The organism is Caballeronia sp. INDeC2, from assembly GCF_023631325.1.
Taxonomy (GTDB): domain Bacteria; phylum Pseudomonadota; class Gammaproteobacteria; order Burkholderiales; family Burkholderiaceae; genus Caballeronia.
On sequence record NZ_JALQDG010000016.1, the window covers coordinates 1 to 13,917 of the forward strand.

Below are 13,917 nucleotides of genomic sequence, written 5' to 3' on the forward strand. Positions count from 1 at the left end.
ATCTAGCCGCTCCACCTGAGGCAATCCTGCGCCCAGGCGCGGACGCCTCTACACACGGCCTAGGCGAGCCGCTTACCGTTCTTCCGTGAAGATTTTCGGACTACGTTTTGCGTCCTTGTTTCCCCGCCTTCTCAACGGACCCGCTAGCGGGCTTCCGCACGCTGTTCTTCACGGCTTCGAACTGCGAAATTGACGACTCGAGTTGGAGAATGAGCTCATAGAGCGGGATGCCAATCGCCCCACACCATTCTCTTAGCTCGATTACGTCGAGCCGGCGTTCCCCACGCTCGCATTTTCCGATAATCGATTGCGTAAGGTCCAACCTTCTGGCCAATTCAACTTGTGACAGCCCGGCGGTCTTCCTCGCTTCCCGTAGCGTGGACAACAGAAGACCGTAATGCTCGGTGTATATGGACTTTTGCACGTGAGAGCCAAGATGTCAGAACGACAACAGCTTGCGGTCCACTCTCAAATAGTCCAAAATCGACTATAGTCGAATTTCGACTATTTGCATTTTATGGGAACACGGCTGAGCGTTGGCTTTAACTACCGACGGCAAGATAACAGTGGCGCGTTTCCGCTATTTGGTGCTATGCGGTTGCATAGGATGTCCGAGCGAATGAGGAGGTGCTTATGCTCTGCCTATCGTGCCTTGTCCCACCCGCTGATGACGATGTCTAGGCGAGCAGACCGCCTATATCCCGCCTAGAATTTGGGCTTACCAAGTACAGCGGCTTAGAGAGTGTCTCGATGATTTCCTTGAGCACAAGGAACAAATTGAAAGTTGCTTCAAGTTTTGTGTCGATGCCTACGCTCATAACTTTGGAGACCTTGAGTCTGCTTTTCTTTACGAAGGAGACCGTTATCCATTCCTTCCGTTTGCAAAGCAGCCAGAAAACAGGGGCACCCGGACAGGGCGGAAGTTCTACGGTCCATTCGAACTCGTCGCTAAAGAGTTCGGCGTCTTCGATATTTTGGCGAAGTGGGTACTGCCCCCTCAGCGAGGGACTATTGAACTGACTTCTCTTACAGCGTATCTGACACTCGTACAAACTGTAGGATTGACATACGTAGCAAACTTCACGTTCCAGCGAAAGGAGGAAGTCGCGGCGTTGAGGGCTGATTGCCTACAGTGGGAGCAGGACCCAGTGCTGGGCCGCATTCCGATAATCTGCGGCGAGTCCACCAAAACTGACCCAGATAGTGACGCGCGATGGCCCACGAGTCCCAGCGTCGAAGCTGCGGTAGAAGCGATGACTGCAGTCGCGAGGCTGCGGATGAGCAGTGCGGCCCAAAATCCCACCGTTGGCTGCAGCAAGTATGACCGGGAAAATCCTTGTCTTTTTCACAACGCCTTCGAGCCGTGGGCTGCGGTTCCGGGGAAATGGAAAGGGTACTCGACCAGGCCTAAGCTCCAATCCTACTGGTATCTTTTGCAAAGGTATCCACGTCTATTTGACCTGGAAGTCCTGAAGATAACTGAGCAGGATTTGGTCATTGCTCGCCAGTTCACTCCAAATCTAAACAAGGATGGCCGTTTTGCAGTGGGCAAAACATGGCCTTTGGCTTATCACGAACTTCGACGCACAGGCGCCATCAACATGTTCGCCAGTGGGCTTCTGAGCGAAAGTTCGATTCAAGTCATCCTGAAGCACCTCACGTTGCTTCAAACCCGTTACTACGGTCGCAACTTCAGTCGTCTTCGCTTTAGCGAAGACTTCGAGAATCAGGTTGTTTCTGCTCGATACGAGGTCATGGGCCGACAGATAACGAACATGCGTGGGCCGTTCAGCAGCAGGTTATTTCAGTGAAGCCGCGGGACGGTTCCATCCAACAAAACACGCTCTTGGCCGAATCACATTGATAGGTGGACAGTATGGAAGAAGCTATACCGATGAACTCCGAGCCCGAAACCGCAGAGCAACGGTTCCGAAGCGCTTTCGACCGCCTAAGGGATGACCGCCCCCTGTTAGTTCCGCGCGGAACTCCTGTCAGCCAAAATAATGTTGCCAAGGAGGCCGGCACAGACCCGACTGCACTTAAAAAGAAGCGGTTCCCAGCGCTAGTTCGCGAGATTCAGGCGTGGATAGAAATCCATGACGCACAACAGAAGTTGCAACAAGCCCGTCGCGAGCGGAAAAAGCGTATACGCGAGGACTTGGAATCGCAAGTTACGCGGCTGACGAAGCAACGCGACGATGCACAGTCTCAACTCGCGAGTGCTCACCGCTTAGTGCTCGAAGTCCTGCAGAAAAATGCTCTACTTCAGGCTAAGCTCGATGACCTTTGCCCTCCCCCAATCCCGCTGAGAGGGAGGCCGGCCGCTATGGACAAAGGGACGCCGAAATGAGCGGTTTCGCGCGCGTCGGCATGGACATCGCCGACGCCTCACTTTCCTGATAAAAAACAACAACATACAGGAGAGTCCATAGCAGCCGAACTCGGGGGTGGTTGCTCAACGTGTAAGCGTCAAGAACTGTCAAGCTGCTTGCCTCGCGAAGCGGAGTACCCGATAAGAGGGGCTCCGCTTTTTTCTTGCGCGGATGAGGCAGCGCAGCGATTGCGCGATAAATAACAACAACGAGAGAAAACAAGAAGATGAAGAGACACGCGTCGATGAGCGCGTTGCGTGCGTTCGCGGTTACCGCGCTGATCGCGGCAAGCGTCGTGTGGACACCCGGCGCTTTCGCCTATCGCGGCTATCAATACCAGTACCAGCCGCAACCAGACGAATCCGACCTCGACAACCACGGCCACTACGTCAACCACGACGGCAACGTCGTCCACTCGCCCGCGCACACGCGCTCAGGCACCGTCCCCGCGGGCGCGACCGCCCAATGCCGCGACGGCTCATACAGCTTCAGCCGGCATCATGGCGGAACTTGCTCGCGACACGGCGGAGTGGCGAGCTGGCAGTGACCGGTCGAACCGCGAAGTACAATGCCATTTGAGCCCGCCCGCGCCGCCCGGCGCGGCCTCGGGAGCGCGCGCCAGATCGCGCGAGCGAATCTCATCGAACGCAGGGCGTTCGCACCCTTCATCATCCAATCAGTCACGGACAACATGGCCCAATACGTCTTCACCATGAACCGCGTCGGCAAGATCGTCCCGCCGAAGCGTCAGATCCTGAAAGACATCTCCCTCTCGTTTTTCCCCGGCGCAAAAATCGGCCTGCTCGGCCTGAACGGTTCCGGCAAGTCGACGCTCATCAGGATCATGGCGGGCGTCGATAAGGACATCGAAGGCGAAGCCACGCCGATGCCGAACCTGAACATCGGTTATCTGCCGCAGGAGCCGCAGCTCGACCCGCAGCAGACCGTGCGTGAGGCCGTCGAGGAAGGTCTCGGCGACGTTTTCCAGGCGCAAAAGAAGCTCGACGAAATCTACGCCGCCTATGCCGAACCCGACGCCGACTTCGACAAGCTCGCCGCAGAACAGGCGAAGTACGAAGCAATTCTCTCGACGAGCGATGGCGGCAGTCCCGAGCAACAGCTCGAAGTCGCCGCCGACGCGCTGCGCCTGCCCGCGTGGGACGCGAAAATCGAACATCTGTCGGGCGGGGAAAAGCGCCGCGTCGCACTGTGCAAGCTGCTGCTGCAAAAGCCCGACATGCTGCTGCTCGACGAGCCGACCAACCACCTCGACGCCGAATCCGTCGAATGGCTGGAGCAGTTCCTCACGCGCTATCCGGGCACCGTCGTCGCGGTGACGCACGATCGCTACTTCCTCGACAACGCCGCCGAATGGATTCTCGAACTCGACCGCGGCCACGGCATTCCGTGGAAGGGCAATTATTCGAGCTGGCTCGACCAGAAGGAAGACCGCCTGAAGCAGGAAGAATCGAGCGAATCCGCGCGTCAAAAGGCGATCAAGAAGGAACTCGAATGGGTGCGTCAGAACCCGAAGGGCCGTCAGGCGAAATCGAAGGCGCGTATTGCGCGTTTCGAGGAGCTCAATAGCCAGGAATATCAGAAGCGCAACGAAACGCAGGAAATCTTCATTCCGGTCGGCGATCGGCTGGGCAATGAGGTCATCGAGTTCAAGAACGTCAGCAAGGCTTATGGCGATCGTCTGCTCATCGACAATCTCAGCATGAAGATTCCGGCGGGCGCGATCGTCGGAATCATCGGGCCGAACGGCGCCGGCAAGTCGACGCTCTTTCGCATGCTGACCGGCAAGGAGCAGCCGGATTCGGGCGAGATCGTCACGGGTCCGACCGTCAAGCTCGCCTATGTGGATCAAAGCCGCGACGCGCTCGCCGCCGACAAAACCGTGTTCGAGGAAATCTCCGGCGGCGCCGACGTGCTCACGGTCGGCAAGTACGAAACGCCGTCGCGCGCGTATATCGGCCGATTCAACTTCAAGGGCAGCGATCAGCAAAAGCTCGTCGGCAATCTGTCGGGCGGAGAGCGCGGCCGTCTGCATCTGGCGAAGACGCTCATCGCAGGCGGCAACGTGCTGCTGCTCGACGAACCGTCGAACGATCTCGACGTCGAAACGCTGCGCGCGCTCGAAGACGCGCTGCTGGAATTCGCCGGTTCCGTGATGGTGATCTCGCACGATCGCTGGTTCCTCGACCGGATCGCCACGCACATTCTCGCGTTCGAAGGCGATTCGCATGTCGAATTCTTCGACGGCAATTACCAGGAATACGAAGCCGACAAGCGCAAGCGTCTCGGCGAAGAAGCCGCGAAGCCGAAGCGTCTGCGCTATAAGCCGATCACGCGCTGAGCACAGCAAAGATCCGATGATTTACCGCGCGCCAATGCGGGCGCGCGCACCGACATCAGGCATAAAAGTGGCGACTGTGTAGGACGCAGTCGCCACTTGCATTTTCGAGCGGCACTTTCCGATAAGCCGACACGGAGACACACGCAGATGGCGGGATCGAGCGCGAGGCGGGGGGCGCTTTGGGCAATCGGAATCGTCGTGGCGCTCGTCGTCGTGGCGATCGGCGGCTGGCTGTTCGTCGTGCATCAAATGAAAGAGCGCATCATCGAGACGCTCGGCCCGAACGGTTCGGTGGAAGAAATCGACGTCGGCTTCGGTCACGTGACGCTCTCGCGCGTGCGCCTGCGCGGCCCGAAAGACTGGCCGGCGAGCGATGCCATGCGCGCCGAACGCATCGTGCTCGATGTCGACATGCATTCGCTCATCGCCAAGCCGGTGCATCTGCGCAGCGTGAGCGTGGACAACTACTATCTGTCGATCGTCCGTTCCGCCGATGGCCGCGTGCGCATTCTGCCCGGGCTACGGGAAACCGCGCAGGAAGCCAACGCCACGCCCGACAGCAAGGAGCGCGAGGAGCACGCGCGCGAGGAAAAGCTCATCGATCGCGTGTCGTTCGAGCGCGGTTCGATGGAATTCTTCGACGGCTCGGTCCAGAACCCGCCGTATCGCGTGCTGATCGGCGATGCGCGCGCCACCGTCGATCACATTCATCTGCCCGCTCTCAACGACCGCACCGAGCTTTCGATGACCGGCTCGATCAAGGGCCCGTCGCACACGGGAAATGTGACATGGGCCGGCTGGATGGTCATCGCGAACAAGGATTCGCAGACGCGCGTGACGTGGCGCAACGTCGATGTCGCGACGCTCGATCCATATCTGCTCAAGAAGGCCGGCGCGAGGGCGGCGGTGACGGGCGGCACCATCGACTTGTCGATCGATTCCACCGTGAAGGACTACCGCATTCACGCGCCCGGCACGCTCACGCTGAATCACTTGCAGATCAGCGAGACCGGTAATCCGCTCGACACCTTCCTCTCGATTCCGACCAAGGCCGCGATCGCCGCGCTGAAGGATCGCAAGGAGCAGATCAAGCTCGATTTCGTACTCGAAGGCGATCTGCGCGATCCGAAGTTTTCGCTCAGTGAAAGTCTGTCGAAGAAGCTCGCGGCTGGCTTCGCTAAAGCCCTCGGCGTAAGCGCCGAAGGCGTCGCGCGGGGCGCGGGCGATACGGTGCGAGGAATCGGCAACGCGCTGAAGAATCTGCTGGGGCAGTAGCGCGTTGCATTCGCGCTTTCAGATCGGCAGATTCAGCGCGCGCAGCTTCGTTTCCGTGTCCAGCGCGCCGGTGTAGTGAACGCCGTGCCAGCCGAGCGCGCTCGCGGCTTGCGCGTTCTTCAGATTGTCGTCGATGAAAACGAGCTCGTCTGGCCGAACGCCCGGCAACTGCTTTTCGATTTCCGCGCGCATCAAATCGAATATCTGCGGATCGGGCTTCACGAGACCGACGCGCCCCGACACGACGATCTCGCGGAACTTCCGCAGCACGTCGAAGCGCTCCCACGCGTACGGAAAAGTTTCCGCCGACCAGTTCGTCAAGCCGAAGAGCGGGACGCCCGCGGCCTCGAGCCGGTCGACGAGCGCGACGCCCTCTTCCAGCACGCCCGACACCATCTCCGGCCAGCGCGCATAGAACGCGCGGATCAGCGCTTCGTGCCCGGGATGAAGCGCAATCAACTCGGCCGTGCCTTCCTCGATCGTCTGCCCGCCGTCCTGCTGCACGACCCATTCCATCTTGCAGACGTTGTCGAGAAACCAGCGGCGCTCGGCTTCGTCCGGAATCAACTGTTTGTAGAGATATTCGCGATTCCAGTCGATCAGCACGCCGCCGAAATCGAACACTACTGCCTTGATGGTCATCTCTCTGCGCTCCCGTGCGTCAGATCGCCTTCGTCCGCTCTTCGAGCCACGCCAACGCTTTCCCCGACACATGCGGCGACACGCGCGTGCGCACCGTCTCGTGATACGCGTTGAGCCATGCACGCTCGTCTTCACGCAACAGCGACAAGTCGATGCAGCGCGTATCGATCGGGCACAGCGTCAGCGTTTCGAATTCGAGGAAATCGCCGAACTCGGTCTTGCCCGCCGCCCGGTTCATCACGAGATTTTCGATGCGGATGCCCCACTTCGCCGGCCGATAGATCCCCGGCTCGATCGACGTGATCATGCCCTCTTCCATCGCCGTCCACGATTCGGCAGGCGCATGGTGCGAGATCACCTGCGGGCCTTCGTGCACGTTCAGGAAGTAGCCGACGCCATGCCCCGTGCCGTGACCGTAGTCGGCGCCCGCTTCCCAGATCGGTGCGCGAGCGATCGAATCGAGCATCGGCGAACGGATGCCGCGTGGAAAGCGCGCGCGGGAAAGCGCCATCGTGCCCTTCAGCACGACGGTGAAATCGCGCTTATGCTCGGCGCTGATCTCGCCGATCGGCACGACACGCGTGATGTCCGTCGTTCCGCTCAGATACTGGCCGCCCGAATCGATCAGGAGCAAACCATTGCCTTCGATCACGGCATGCGAGGTCTCGGTCGCGCGGTAATGCGGCATGGCGCCGTTGGCGTTGAAGCCCGCAATCGTGCCGAAACTCAGCGTGACGAAGCCCGGACGGCGGGCGCGCGCGGCGGTCAGTTTCTCGTCGATCGTCAGTTCCGTGATGCGTTCGTGGCCGAGCGCGTCTTCGAACCACGCGAAGAATTCGGCGAGCGCGGCGCCGTCCTGTTCCATCGTCGCGCGGATGTGCTCCGCTTCCGCCGCGGACTTGCGCGATTTTGCGAACGTCGACGGATTCACGGCCTCGACGATCGTCACAGACGCGGGCACTTTCTCCAGCAGGCCGTGCGTGATGCGGCGCGGGTCGATCAGAAGCGCCGCGCCCGCCGGCAGCGACGCGAGCGATTCCGGCGCGGCGGGATACGGCGCGATGCGCACGTTGTCGCGCGCAAGGGATTCGACGAGCGCGGCAGGCACCTTGCCGTCGGCGACGAAGATCGTCGCGTCAACGAGGCCGATCAGCGCATGCGCAACGAAAACCGGGTTGTAGCTGACATCGCCGCCGCGCAGATTGAAGATCCACGCGAGATCGTCGAGCGTGGAAACGAAGTGCCATTGCGTGCCCTTCGCCTGCATCGCGCCGCGCACTTGCGCGAGCTTGTCCGCGCGGGAGACGCTCGCATGCGGCGCGGCGTGCTCGTAGACGGCCGCCTCCGGCAAGCCGGGACGCGCGGGCCACACCGAATCGAGCAGATCGAGATCGGTGCGCAGCACGATGCCGCGCGCGGTCAGCGCTTCGGACAACGCGCGCGCCGCCGCGACGCCGAGCACGGTGCCGTCGACCGCGACCGTCGCGCCCGACGGAACGTTTTCCGCGAGCCATTCGACGTGCGGCGCAGTCTGCTGGCCGCCCATCATCTTCATGAGCGCGATGCCGGTGCCGGCGAGTTGCGCTTCGGCCTGCGTCCAGTAGCGGCTGTCCACCCAGACGCCCGCGAAATCCGCCGTCACCACGAGCGTGCCCACCGATCCGGTAAAGCCCGAGAGCCATTGGCGCCCTTGCCAGCGTTCCGGCAGATATTCGGAAAGATGCGGATCGGCGGACGGGATAAGCACGGCGGCGAGCTTTTCGAGCGCCATCTGGCCGCGCAACGATTGGATGCGCCTCGCAAACATGGCGGGCTCTGGAATGGCTGAATCTGCAATGCGATCGTTCATGAAGTCACCTGCTTGAAAGCCCGCGTTGGGCGCGAAGAGCACGGCGCGCGGCGAGGATCGCCCGACGCACGCCAGAAAAATTGGTTCAGCGGCGCGCCGCCAGCCCGACGGTCGTCGTCACGACGAAGAGCGCGAAGAGCGCGCATGCGAGCCATTCGAGCGTATCGCCGTCGTGATAGACGTCGACGATATTGCCGAGCATGCGCGCGACGACCGCCGCCAGTATGCCAGCGGCGACGGCCGTCCAGATGCGTCCGGCGGGACCGTGTGCGCCGCGCCCCGCACGCCTCAGCGGATGCAGCCACCACCCCGCGGCGCCGATCACCGCGCCCAGCAAAATCAGTCCGATCCAACCCATCAGCGGCGGTGCTCCGTTGCAATCGATTTAGTGAAAAGTGAAGCGTTTCGGTTAGCACGCATGGTTTAGACGATCCCCGGTGGACGCAGCGGTTGAGTTTAGGGGCCGGACATAGCCAGCGCAAGGCTGCGGATAGGGGCCAGACGCCGGGCGCCGCCACCGTTTTCCTCTTGAGACGTTTATGTGAATTTTCTGAGTTTCAGCGGTTTTGCCGGGTGCTACCATTTACACAAAACGACTCCGCATTTATTCAGAATGTTCCGAATAAATACCAACCGAGCTTCGAATTAATATCGCTCGATCGCTGAAGCAGCGAAATTGCGATTTTCAAAGGTATAGATTTCCCATGACGGAAACCAATCTGATTTCCCTGCGCGGCCTCGAACTGATCATCACGTATCGGGGCGCTAGCCAGGAGCGGCGAGATAACTTGCGCGGCGTGCTGCGTCACTTGGACCGTACCTATTCGGACTATCAGCTCTGGCTGATCGAGGCGGATGCCGCGCCCACGTTCAGCTGGTCGGAACTCGGCGACCCGAAGATCAGGCACTTGTTCATACACGACACCGGCCCTTTCCCGAAGGCGCGACTAGTCAATCTCGGGGCGCTCATGGCAAAGAGCGAGATTATCTGCATGCACGATGCGGATATGATCGCGAACCCGTTTTACATGAAAGGCGCGTTGGACGCGCTGATGGACCAAAATAGCAGCGATGCGCTTTGTCCTTTCACTCGCGTATTGAATGTTTCCGGCAATCGGCGCCTATCATTCATCGAATCGGGTGATTTCAACGAATTCGCCCCGTTTCTCGAATGCGATTTGCCGGATGAAATAAATCTGCTCTACGCCAATACGCCGGGCGCAATCAATCTCTTCAAACGAGCGGATTTCATTCGCGTCGGCGGGCTGGATCCGAGCTTCATCGGCTGGGGAGGAGAAGACGACGACCTGTTCAGCCGCGCCGCGCGACTCGGCGTTCGGTGGCATGCACTCTCTGATAGCCAGGCGGCGCTGTTCCACCTCAATCACGACTCTGCCTCGCGCGTCGAGATCAGCGAAGAGCAACTGAGCGCCAAGAACCGGGAAATGGCGTATCGCACCGCCGAGATTCCCATCGAGGAGCTGGAAGCGCGCGCGGCCGAGCTGGCCAAGTATTTCGGCTGAGCGCACGCCGCGGCTTTCTGTCACACGGAATCTCGCGGCGGGCCTTGACCGCCCGCTGCGTGGGCGTCGGCGGCATTGGCCACTACTCGCGCCCCAAATGCCGCCTATAAATGAAGAAATACGCAAAAGGCTATAATATTGGGCTATCTGAAAGGCCATCGGCTTAGGCCCAAAGCATTAGCTCAAAACAATGCAGCTCCTCACGATCGGAATCAACCACCACACTGCGCCTGTCGCCCTGCGCGAACGCGTGGCGTTTCCGCTCGAACAGGTCAAGCCCGCGCTGGGTGCGCTGAAGGAGATCTGGCTGGGACCGCTCGCGAAGGCATCGCCGGAAGCGGCCATCCTGTCGACCTGCAACCGCACCGAACTCTACTGCGCCACCGACAACGCCGCCGCCCGCGAAGCCGCAATCCAGTGGCTCTCGAAATACCACAGCATCCCCGTTCCCGAACTCGCGCCGCACGTCTATGCGCTGCCGCAGTCGGAAGCCGTGCGTCACGCGTTTCGCGTCGCATCCGGCCTCGATTCGATGGTGCTCGGCGAGACGCAAATCGTCGGACAAATGAAGGATGCCGTGCGCACGGCGTCCGAAGCCGGCGCGCTCGGCACATATCTCAACCAGTTGTTCCAGCGCACCTTTGCCGTCGCAAAGGAAGTGCGCACGACGACAGAAATTGGCGCGCAGTCGGTGTCGATGGCCGCCGCCGCCGTGCGGCTCGCGCAGCGCATCTTCGAAAACATTTCGAGCCAGCGCGTGCTGTTCATCGGCGCGGGCGAAATGATCGAACTCTGCGCGACGCACTTCGCCGCGCAGAATCCGCGTGAACTGGTGGTCGCGAACCGGACGGCGGAGCGCGGCGAAAAGCTCGCCGGGCGTTTCAACGGCCGCGCGATTCCGCTCTCCGAACTGCCCGCGCGCATGCACGAATTCGACATCATCGTGTCGTGCACGGCGTCGACGCTGCCGATCATCGGTCTCGGCGCGGTGGAGCGTGCGGTGCGCGCGCGCCGCCATCGGCCGATCTTCATGGTCGATCTCGCCGTGCCGCGCGATATCGAGCCCGAAGTCGGCAATCTCCAGGACGTGTTCCTCTATACCGTCGACGATCTCGGCGCGATCGTGCGCGAAGGCAACGCGTCGCGTCAGGCGGCGGTCGCGCAGGCCGAGGCGATCATCGAGACGCGCGTCGCGAATTTCATGCAGTGGCTCGATGCGCGCAGCATCGTGCCGGTCATCCGTCACATGCACACGCAGGCGGACACGCTGCGCCGCGCCGAAGTCGAGCGCGCGCGCAAGATGCTCGCGCGCGGCGACGATCCCGCCGCCGTGCTCGAAGCGCTGTCGCAATCGCTCACGAACAAGCTGATTCACGGCCCGACGCACGCGCTCAACCGCGCGAGCCGTGAGGAGCGCGACCAGCTCATCGACCTGATGAGCGGCTTCTACCGCCACGGATCGTCGTCCGATTCGTCGGAACGTTAGCGGCCTTCTCTTTGCTATTCTCAAATGCTCCGCGCGCCGCGCGCGGCGCTCCCTGATCGCATTATTTCCTGGCGCTGCCCGCGCCGATTCCGCCCGATGAAAACGAGCATGCAAAGCAAGCTCGACCAGCTTGCAAGACGGCAGGTCGATCTCAACGAACTGTTGAGCCGCGAGGACGTGACAGCCGATATGGACCAGTATCGGAAGCTCACGCGCGAGCACGCGGAAATCAGCCCGATCGTCGATCAATACGCGCTCTGGCGTCAGGCGTTGACCGACGAAGCGACCGCGCAGGAGCTGCTCTCCGATCCGTCGATGCGCGATTTCGCCGAAGAGGAAATCGGCGAGGCGCGCGAGCGCATGACGAAGATCGAAAGCGACTTGCAGATGATGCTCTTGCCGAAAGATCCGAACGACGACCGCAACATCTTCATCGAAATCCGCGCGGGCACGGGCGGCGACGAATCCGCGCTGTTCGCGGGCGATTTGCTGCGCATGTACCTTCGTTACGCCGAACGCAACCGCTGGACCGTCGAGACGATGTCGGAGAGCGTGTCGGATCTCGGCGGCTACAAGGAAGTGATCGTGCGCATCGCGGGGCAAGGCGCGTATTCGCGGCTCAAGTTCGAATCGGGCGGGCATCGCGTGCAGCGCGTCCCGGCGACGGAAACGCAAGGGCGCATCCACACGTCCGCGTGCACGGTCGCGGTGATGCCGGAAGCCGATGAAATCAGCGAAGTCGTCATCAATCCCGCAGATTTGCGCATCGATACGTTCCGCGCGTCGGGTGCGGGCGGGCAGCACATCAACAAGACGGATTCCGCCGTGCGCGTCACGCACTTGCCGACGGGAATCGTCGTCGAATGTCAGGACGACCGCTCGCAGCACAAGAACAAGGATCGCGCGCTGAAAGTGCTCGCCGCGCGCATCAAGGACAAGCAGTATCACGAGCAGCACGCGAAGGAAGCGGCGACGCGCAAGAGTCTGATCGGATCGGGCGACCGCTCGGAGCGCATCCGCACGTACAACTTCCCGCAAGGGCGCATGACGGATCACCGCATCAATCTGACGCTCTACAAGCTCGAATACATCATGGACGGCGATCTCGACGAAATGATCGCCTCGCTCGTGTCCGAGCATCAGGCCGAACAGCTTGCGGCGCTCGGGGAAGCCGATTGAGCACGGCCGCCGAGTTGCTGCGCGCTGCCGGGTTGCCGCAGCTCGAAGCGCGCATTCTGCTGATGCATGTGCTCGGCTGGCGGCGCACGGAGCTGATCACGCGCGATCGTGAATCGCTCGATCCGGATGCGGTCGCGCGCTTCGAAGCGCTTGCGGCGAGACGTCTGAACGGCGAGCCCATCGCTCAATTGACCGGCAAGCGCGAGTTTTTCGGGCTCGAATTCGACGTGACGCCGGACGTGCTGATCCCTCGACCGGAAACCGAACTGCTCGTGGAACTCGCGCTCGAATCTATCGCCGATGCGCCTAATCCGCGCGTGCTCGATCTCGGCACGGGCACCGGCGCGATCGCGATTTCGATTGCCCATGCCCGGCCCGATGCGCGCGTGTGGGCCGTCGACCGGTCGAGCGCCGCGCTTGATGTCGCGCGAGGCAACGCGCGTGCGCTGCTCGATGCAACGCGCGCGGGCGGCCCGGTCACGTTCGTCGAAAGCGACTGGACCGCGAACGTCGATCCATCGCTGATCTTCGAGACGATCGTGAGCAATCCGCCGTATATCGCGAGCGACGATCCGCATCTCGCGCAAGGCGACTTGCGCTTCGAGCCGCGCGCCGCGCTCACCGACGAAGCCGACGGCTTGTCCGCGATTCGCACGATCATCGGCACAGCACCGTTTCTGCTCACTAACAACGGCGCGCTGTGGATCGAGCACGGCTACGATCAGGCGCAATCCGTGCGCGATCTGCTCAAGGCACGCGGCTTCACCGATGTCCGCTCGATGCGCGATCTCGCTGGCATCGAGCGCTGCTCCGGCGGCCTTTTCACGGCCTGAGCGTCCGGGCGTCGTCAGCCCGCGAAAGCGAAATCCGCTATCATTTCAACCATCAATCCCACCGACTTCACGCGCAGGAACGCCATGGACACGCAAGAACGCATCAAGCAGATCGTCGATCAAAACCCGGTCGTCCTTTTCATGAAAGGCACGGCGCAATTCCCGATGTGCGGTTTCTCGGGCCGCGCGATCCAGGTGCTGAAGGCATGTGGCGTCGATCAGATCAAGACCGTGAACGTCCTCGAGGACGATGAGATCCGCCAGGGCATCAAGGAATTCTCCAACTGGCCGACTATTCCGCAGCTTTACGTGAACGGCGAGTTCATCGGCGGATCGGACATCATGATGGAGATGTATCAATCGGGCGAACTGCAACAGCTCTTCGCCGCCGCTTGAGTT

General features: G+C 61.2%; 13 protein-coding genes. 9 read left to right on the forward strand and 4 right to left on the reverse strand.

All coding sequences use genetic code 11. The features are described from left to right. Positions 1-100: 100 nt before the first annotated feature. Positions 101-424, reverse strand: coding sequence for a helix-turn-helix domain-containing protein (locus NCS28_RS11965; protein WP_250514033.1), 324 nt, complete (start codon positions 422-424; stop codon positions 101-103). 853 nt (positions 425-1,277) lie between these two features. Between NCS28_RS11965 and NCS28_RS11970 the strand changes: the two genes are divergently transcribed. The 4 genes from NCS28_RS11970 (at position 1,278) to NCS28_RS11985 (ending at position 6,006) form a co-directional block, all read left to right on the forward strand. Beyond that, positions 1,278-1,811 (forward strand): hypothetical protein, encoded by a 534-nt coding sequence (locus NCS28_RS11970; RefSeq protein WP_250514034.1) that lies wholly within the window; start codon positions 1,278-1,280, stop codon positions 1,809-1,811. 787 nt (positions 1,812-2,598) lie between these two features. Next, positions 2,599-2,919, forward strand: coding sequence for a DUF3761 domain-containing protein (locus NCS28_RS11975; protein WP_250514035.1), 321 nt, complete (start codon positions 2,599-2,601; stop codon positions 2,917-2,919). Positions 2,920-3,063: 144 nt separating this feature from the next. After that, positions 3,064-4,731 (forward strand): energy-dependent translational throttle protein EttA, encoded by a 1,668-nt coding sequence (gene ettA / locus NCS28_RS11980; RefSeq protein ID WP_250514036.1) that lies wholly within the window; start codon positions 3,064-3,066, stop codon positions 4,729-4,731. Between the two features lie 147 nt (positions 4,732-4,878). Continuing rightward, positions 4,879-6,006, forward strand: coding sequence for a DUF748 domain-containing protein (locus tag NCS28_RS11985; protein WP_250514037.1), 1,128 nt, complete (start codon positions 4,879-4,881; stop codon positions 6,004-6,006). A gap of 18 nt (positions 6,007-6,024) precedes the next feature. Here NCS28_RS11985 and NCS28_RS11990 read toward each other — a convergent pair whose 3' ends face one another. The 3 genes from NCS28_RS11990 to NCS28_RS12000 all read right to left on the reverse strand — a co-directional run bounded on the left by NCS28_RS11990 (position 6,025) and on the right by NCS28_RS12000 (position 8,855). Then, positions 6,025-6,648, reverse strand: coding sequence for an HAD family hydrolase (locus NCS28_RS11990; RefSeq protein WP_250514038.1), 624 nt, complete (start codon positions 6,646-6,648; stop codon positions 6,025-6,027). A 19-nt stretch (positions 6,649-6,667) separates the two neighbouring features. Continuing rightward, positions 6,668-8,455 carry an aminopeptidase P family protein gene (locus NCS28_RS11995; RefSeq protein ID WP_250514060.1) on the reverse strand — a complete coding sequence of 596 codons (1,788 nt, stop codon included), beginning with the start codon at positions 8,453-8,455 and terminating at the stop codon, positions 6,668-6,670. A 127-nt stretch (positions 8,456-8,582) separates the two neighbouring features. Next, a complete protein-coding gene (locus tag NCS28_RS12000) occupies positions 8,583-8,855 on the reverse strand; it encodes a hypothetical protein (RefSeq protein WP_250514039.1) in 273 nt (90 codons plus the stop codon). Between the two features lie 346 nt (positions 8,856-9,201). Between NCS28_RS12000 and NCS28_RS12005 the strand changes: the two genes are divergently transcribed. The 5 genes from NCS28_RS12005 to grxD all read left to right on the forward strand — a co-directional run bounded on the left by NCS28_RS12005 (position 9,202) and on the right by grxD (position 13,914). Continuing rightward, complete coding sequence (locus NCS28_RS12005; RefSeq protein WP_250514040.1) at positions 9,202-10,020, forward strand: glycosyltransferase family 2 protein; 819 nt, start codon at positions 9,202-9,204, stop codon at positions 10,018-10,020. 190 nt (positions 10,021-10,210) lie between these two features. Beyond that, the gene (gene hemA, locus NCS28_RS12010) at positions 10,211-11,506 is read left to right on the forward strand and encodes a glutamyl-tRNA reductase (protein WP_250514041.1); all 1,296 of its coding nucleotides are present in this window, start codon (positions 10,211-10,213) and stop codon (positions 11,504-11,506) included. A 96-nt stretch (positions 11,507-11,602) separates the two neighbouring features. Next, positions 11,603-12,685 (forward strand): peptide chain release factor 1, encoded by a 1,083-nt coding sequence (gene prfA, locus NCS28_RS12015; protein WP_250514042.1) that lies wholly within the window; start codon positions 11,603-11,605, stop codon positions 12,683-12,685. Then, a complete protein-coding gene (gene prmC, locus NCS28_RS12020; RefSeq protein ID WP_250514043.1) occupies positions 12,682-13,518 on the forward strand; it encodes a peptide chain release factor N(5)-glutamine methyltransferase in 837 nt (278 codons plus the stop codon). Before prfA ends, prmC begins: the two co-directional genes overlap by 4 nt. A gap of 84 nt (positions 13,519-13,602) precedes the next feature. After that, positions 13,603-13,914, forward strand: coding sequence for a Grx4 family monothiol glutaredoxin (grxD, locus tag NCS28_RS12025; RefSeq protein WP_250514044.1), 312 nt, complete (start codon positions 13,603-13,605; stop codon positions 13,912-13,914). The last annotated feature ends 3 nt before the right edge of the window (positions 13,915-13,917 follow it).

What these genes read in the sequence shown, in the direction of transcription:
- grxD (WP_250514044.1), top strand. Translation starts at nt 13,603, where the DNA reads ATGGACACGCAAGAACGCATCAAGCAGATCGTCGATCAAAACCCGGTC.
- NCS28_RS12005 (WP_250514040.1), top strand. Translation starts at nt 9,202, where the DNA reads ATGACGGAAACCAATCTGATTTCCCTGCGCGGCCTCGAACTGATCATC.
- hemA (WP_250514041.1), top strand. Translation starts at nt 10,211, where the DNA reads ATGCAGCTCCTCACGATCGGAATCAACCACCACACTGCGCCTGTCGCC.
- NCS28_RS11995 (WP_250514060.1), bottom strand. Translation starts at nt 8,455, where the DNA reads ATGTTTGCGAGGCGCATCCAATCGTTGCGCGGCCAGATGGCGCTCGAA.
- NCS28_RS11970 (WP_250514034.1), top strand. Translation starts at nt 1,278, where the DNA reads ATGAGCAGTGCGGCCCAAAATCCCACCGTTGGCTGCAGCAAGTATGAC.
- NCS28_RS12000 (WP_250514039.1), bottom strand. Translation starts at nt 8,855, where the DNA reads ATGGGTTGGATCGGACTGATTTTGCTGGGCGCGGTGATCGGCGCCGCG.
- prfA (WP_250514042.1), top strand. Translation starts at nt 11,603, where the DNA reads ATGAAAACGAGCATGCAAAGCAAGCTCGACCAGCTTGCAAGACGGCAG.
- ettA (WP_250514036.1), top strand. Translation starts at nt 3,064, where the DNA reads ATGGCCCAATACGTCTTCACCATGAACCGCGTCGGCAAGATCGTCCCG.
- NCS28_RS11985 (WP_250514037.1), top strand. Translation starts at nt 4,879, where the DNA reads ATGGCGGGATCGAGCGCGAGGCGGGGGGCGCTTTGGGCAATCGGAATC.
- NCS28_RS11990 (WP_250514038.1), bottom strand. Translation starts at nt 6,648, where the DNA reads ATGACCATCAAGGCAGTAGTGTTCGATTTCGGCGGCGTGCTGATCGAC.
- NCS28_RS11975 (WP_250514035.1), top strand. Translation starts at nt 2,599, where the DNA reads ATGAAGAGACACGCGTCGATGAGCGCGTTGCGTGCGTTCGCGGTTACC.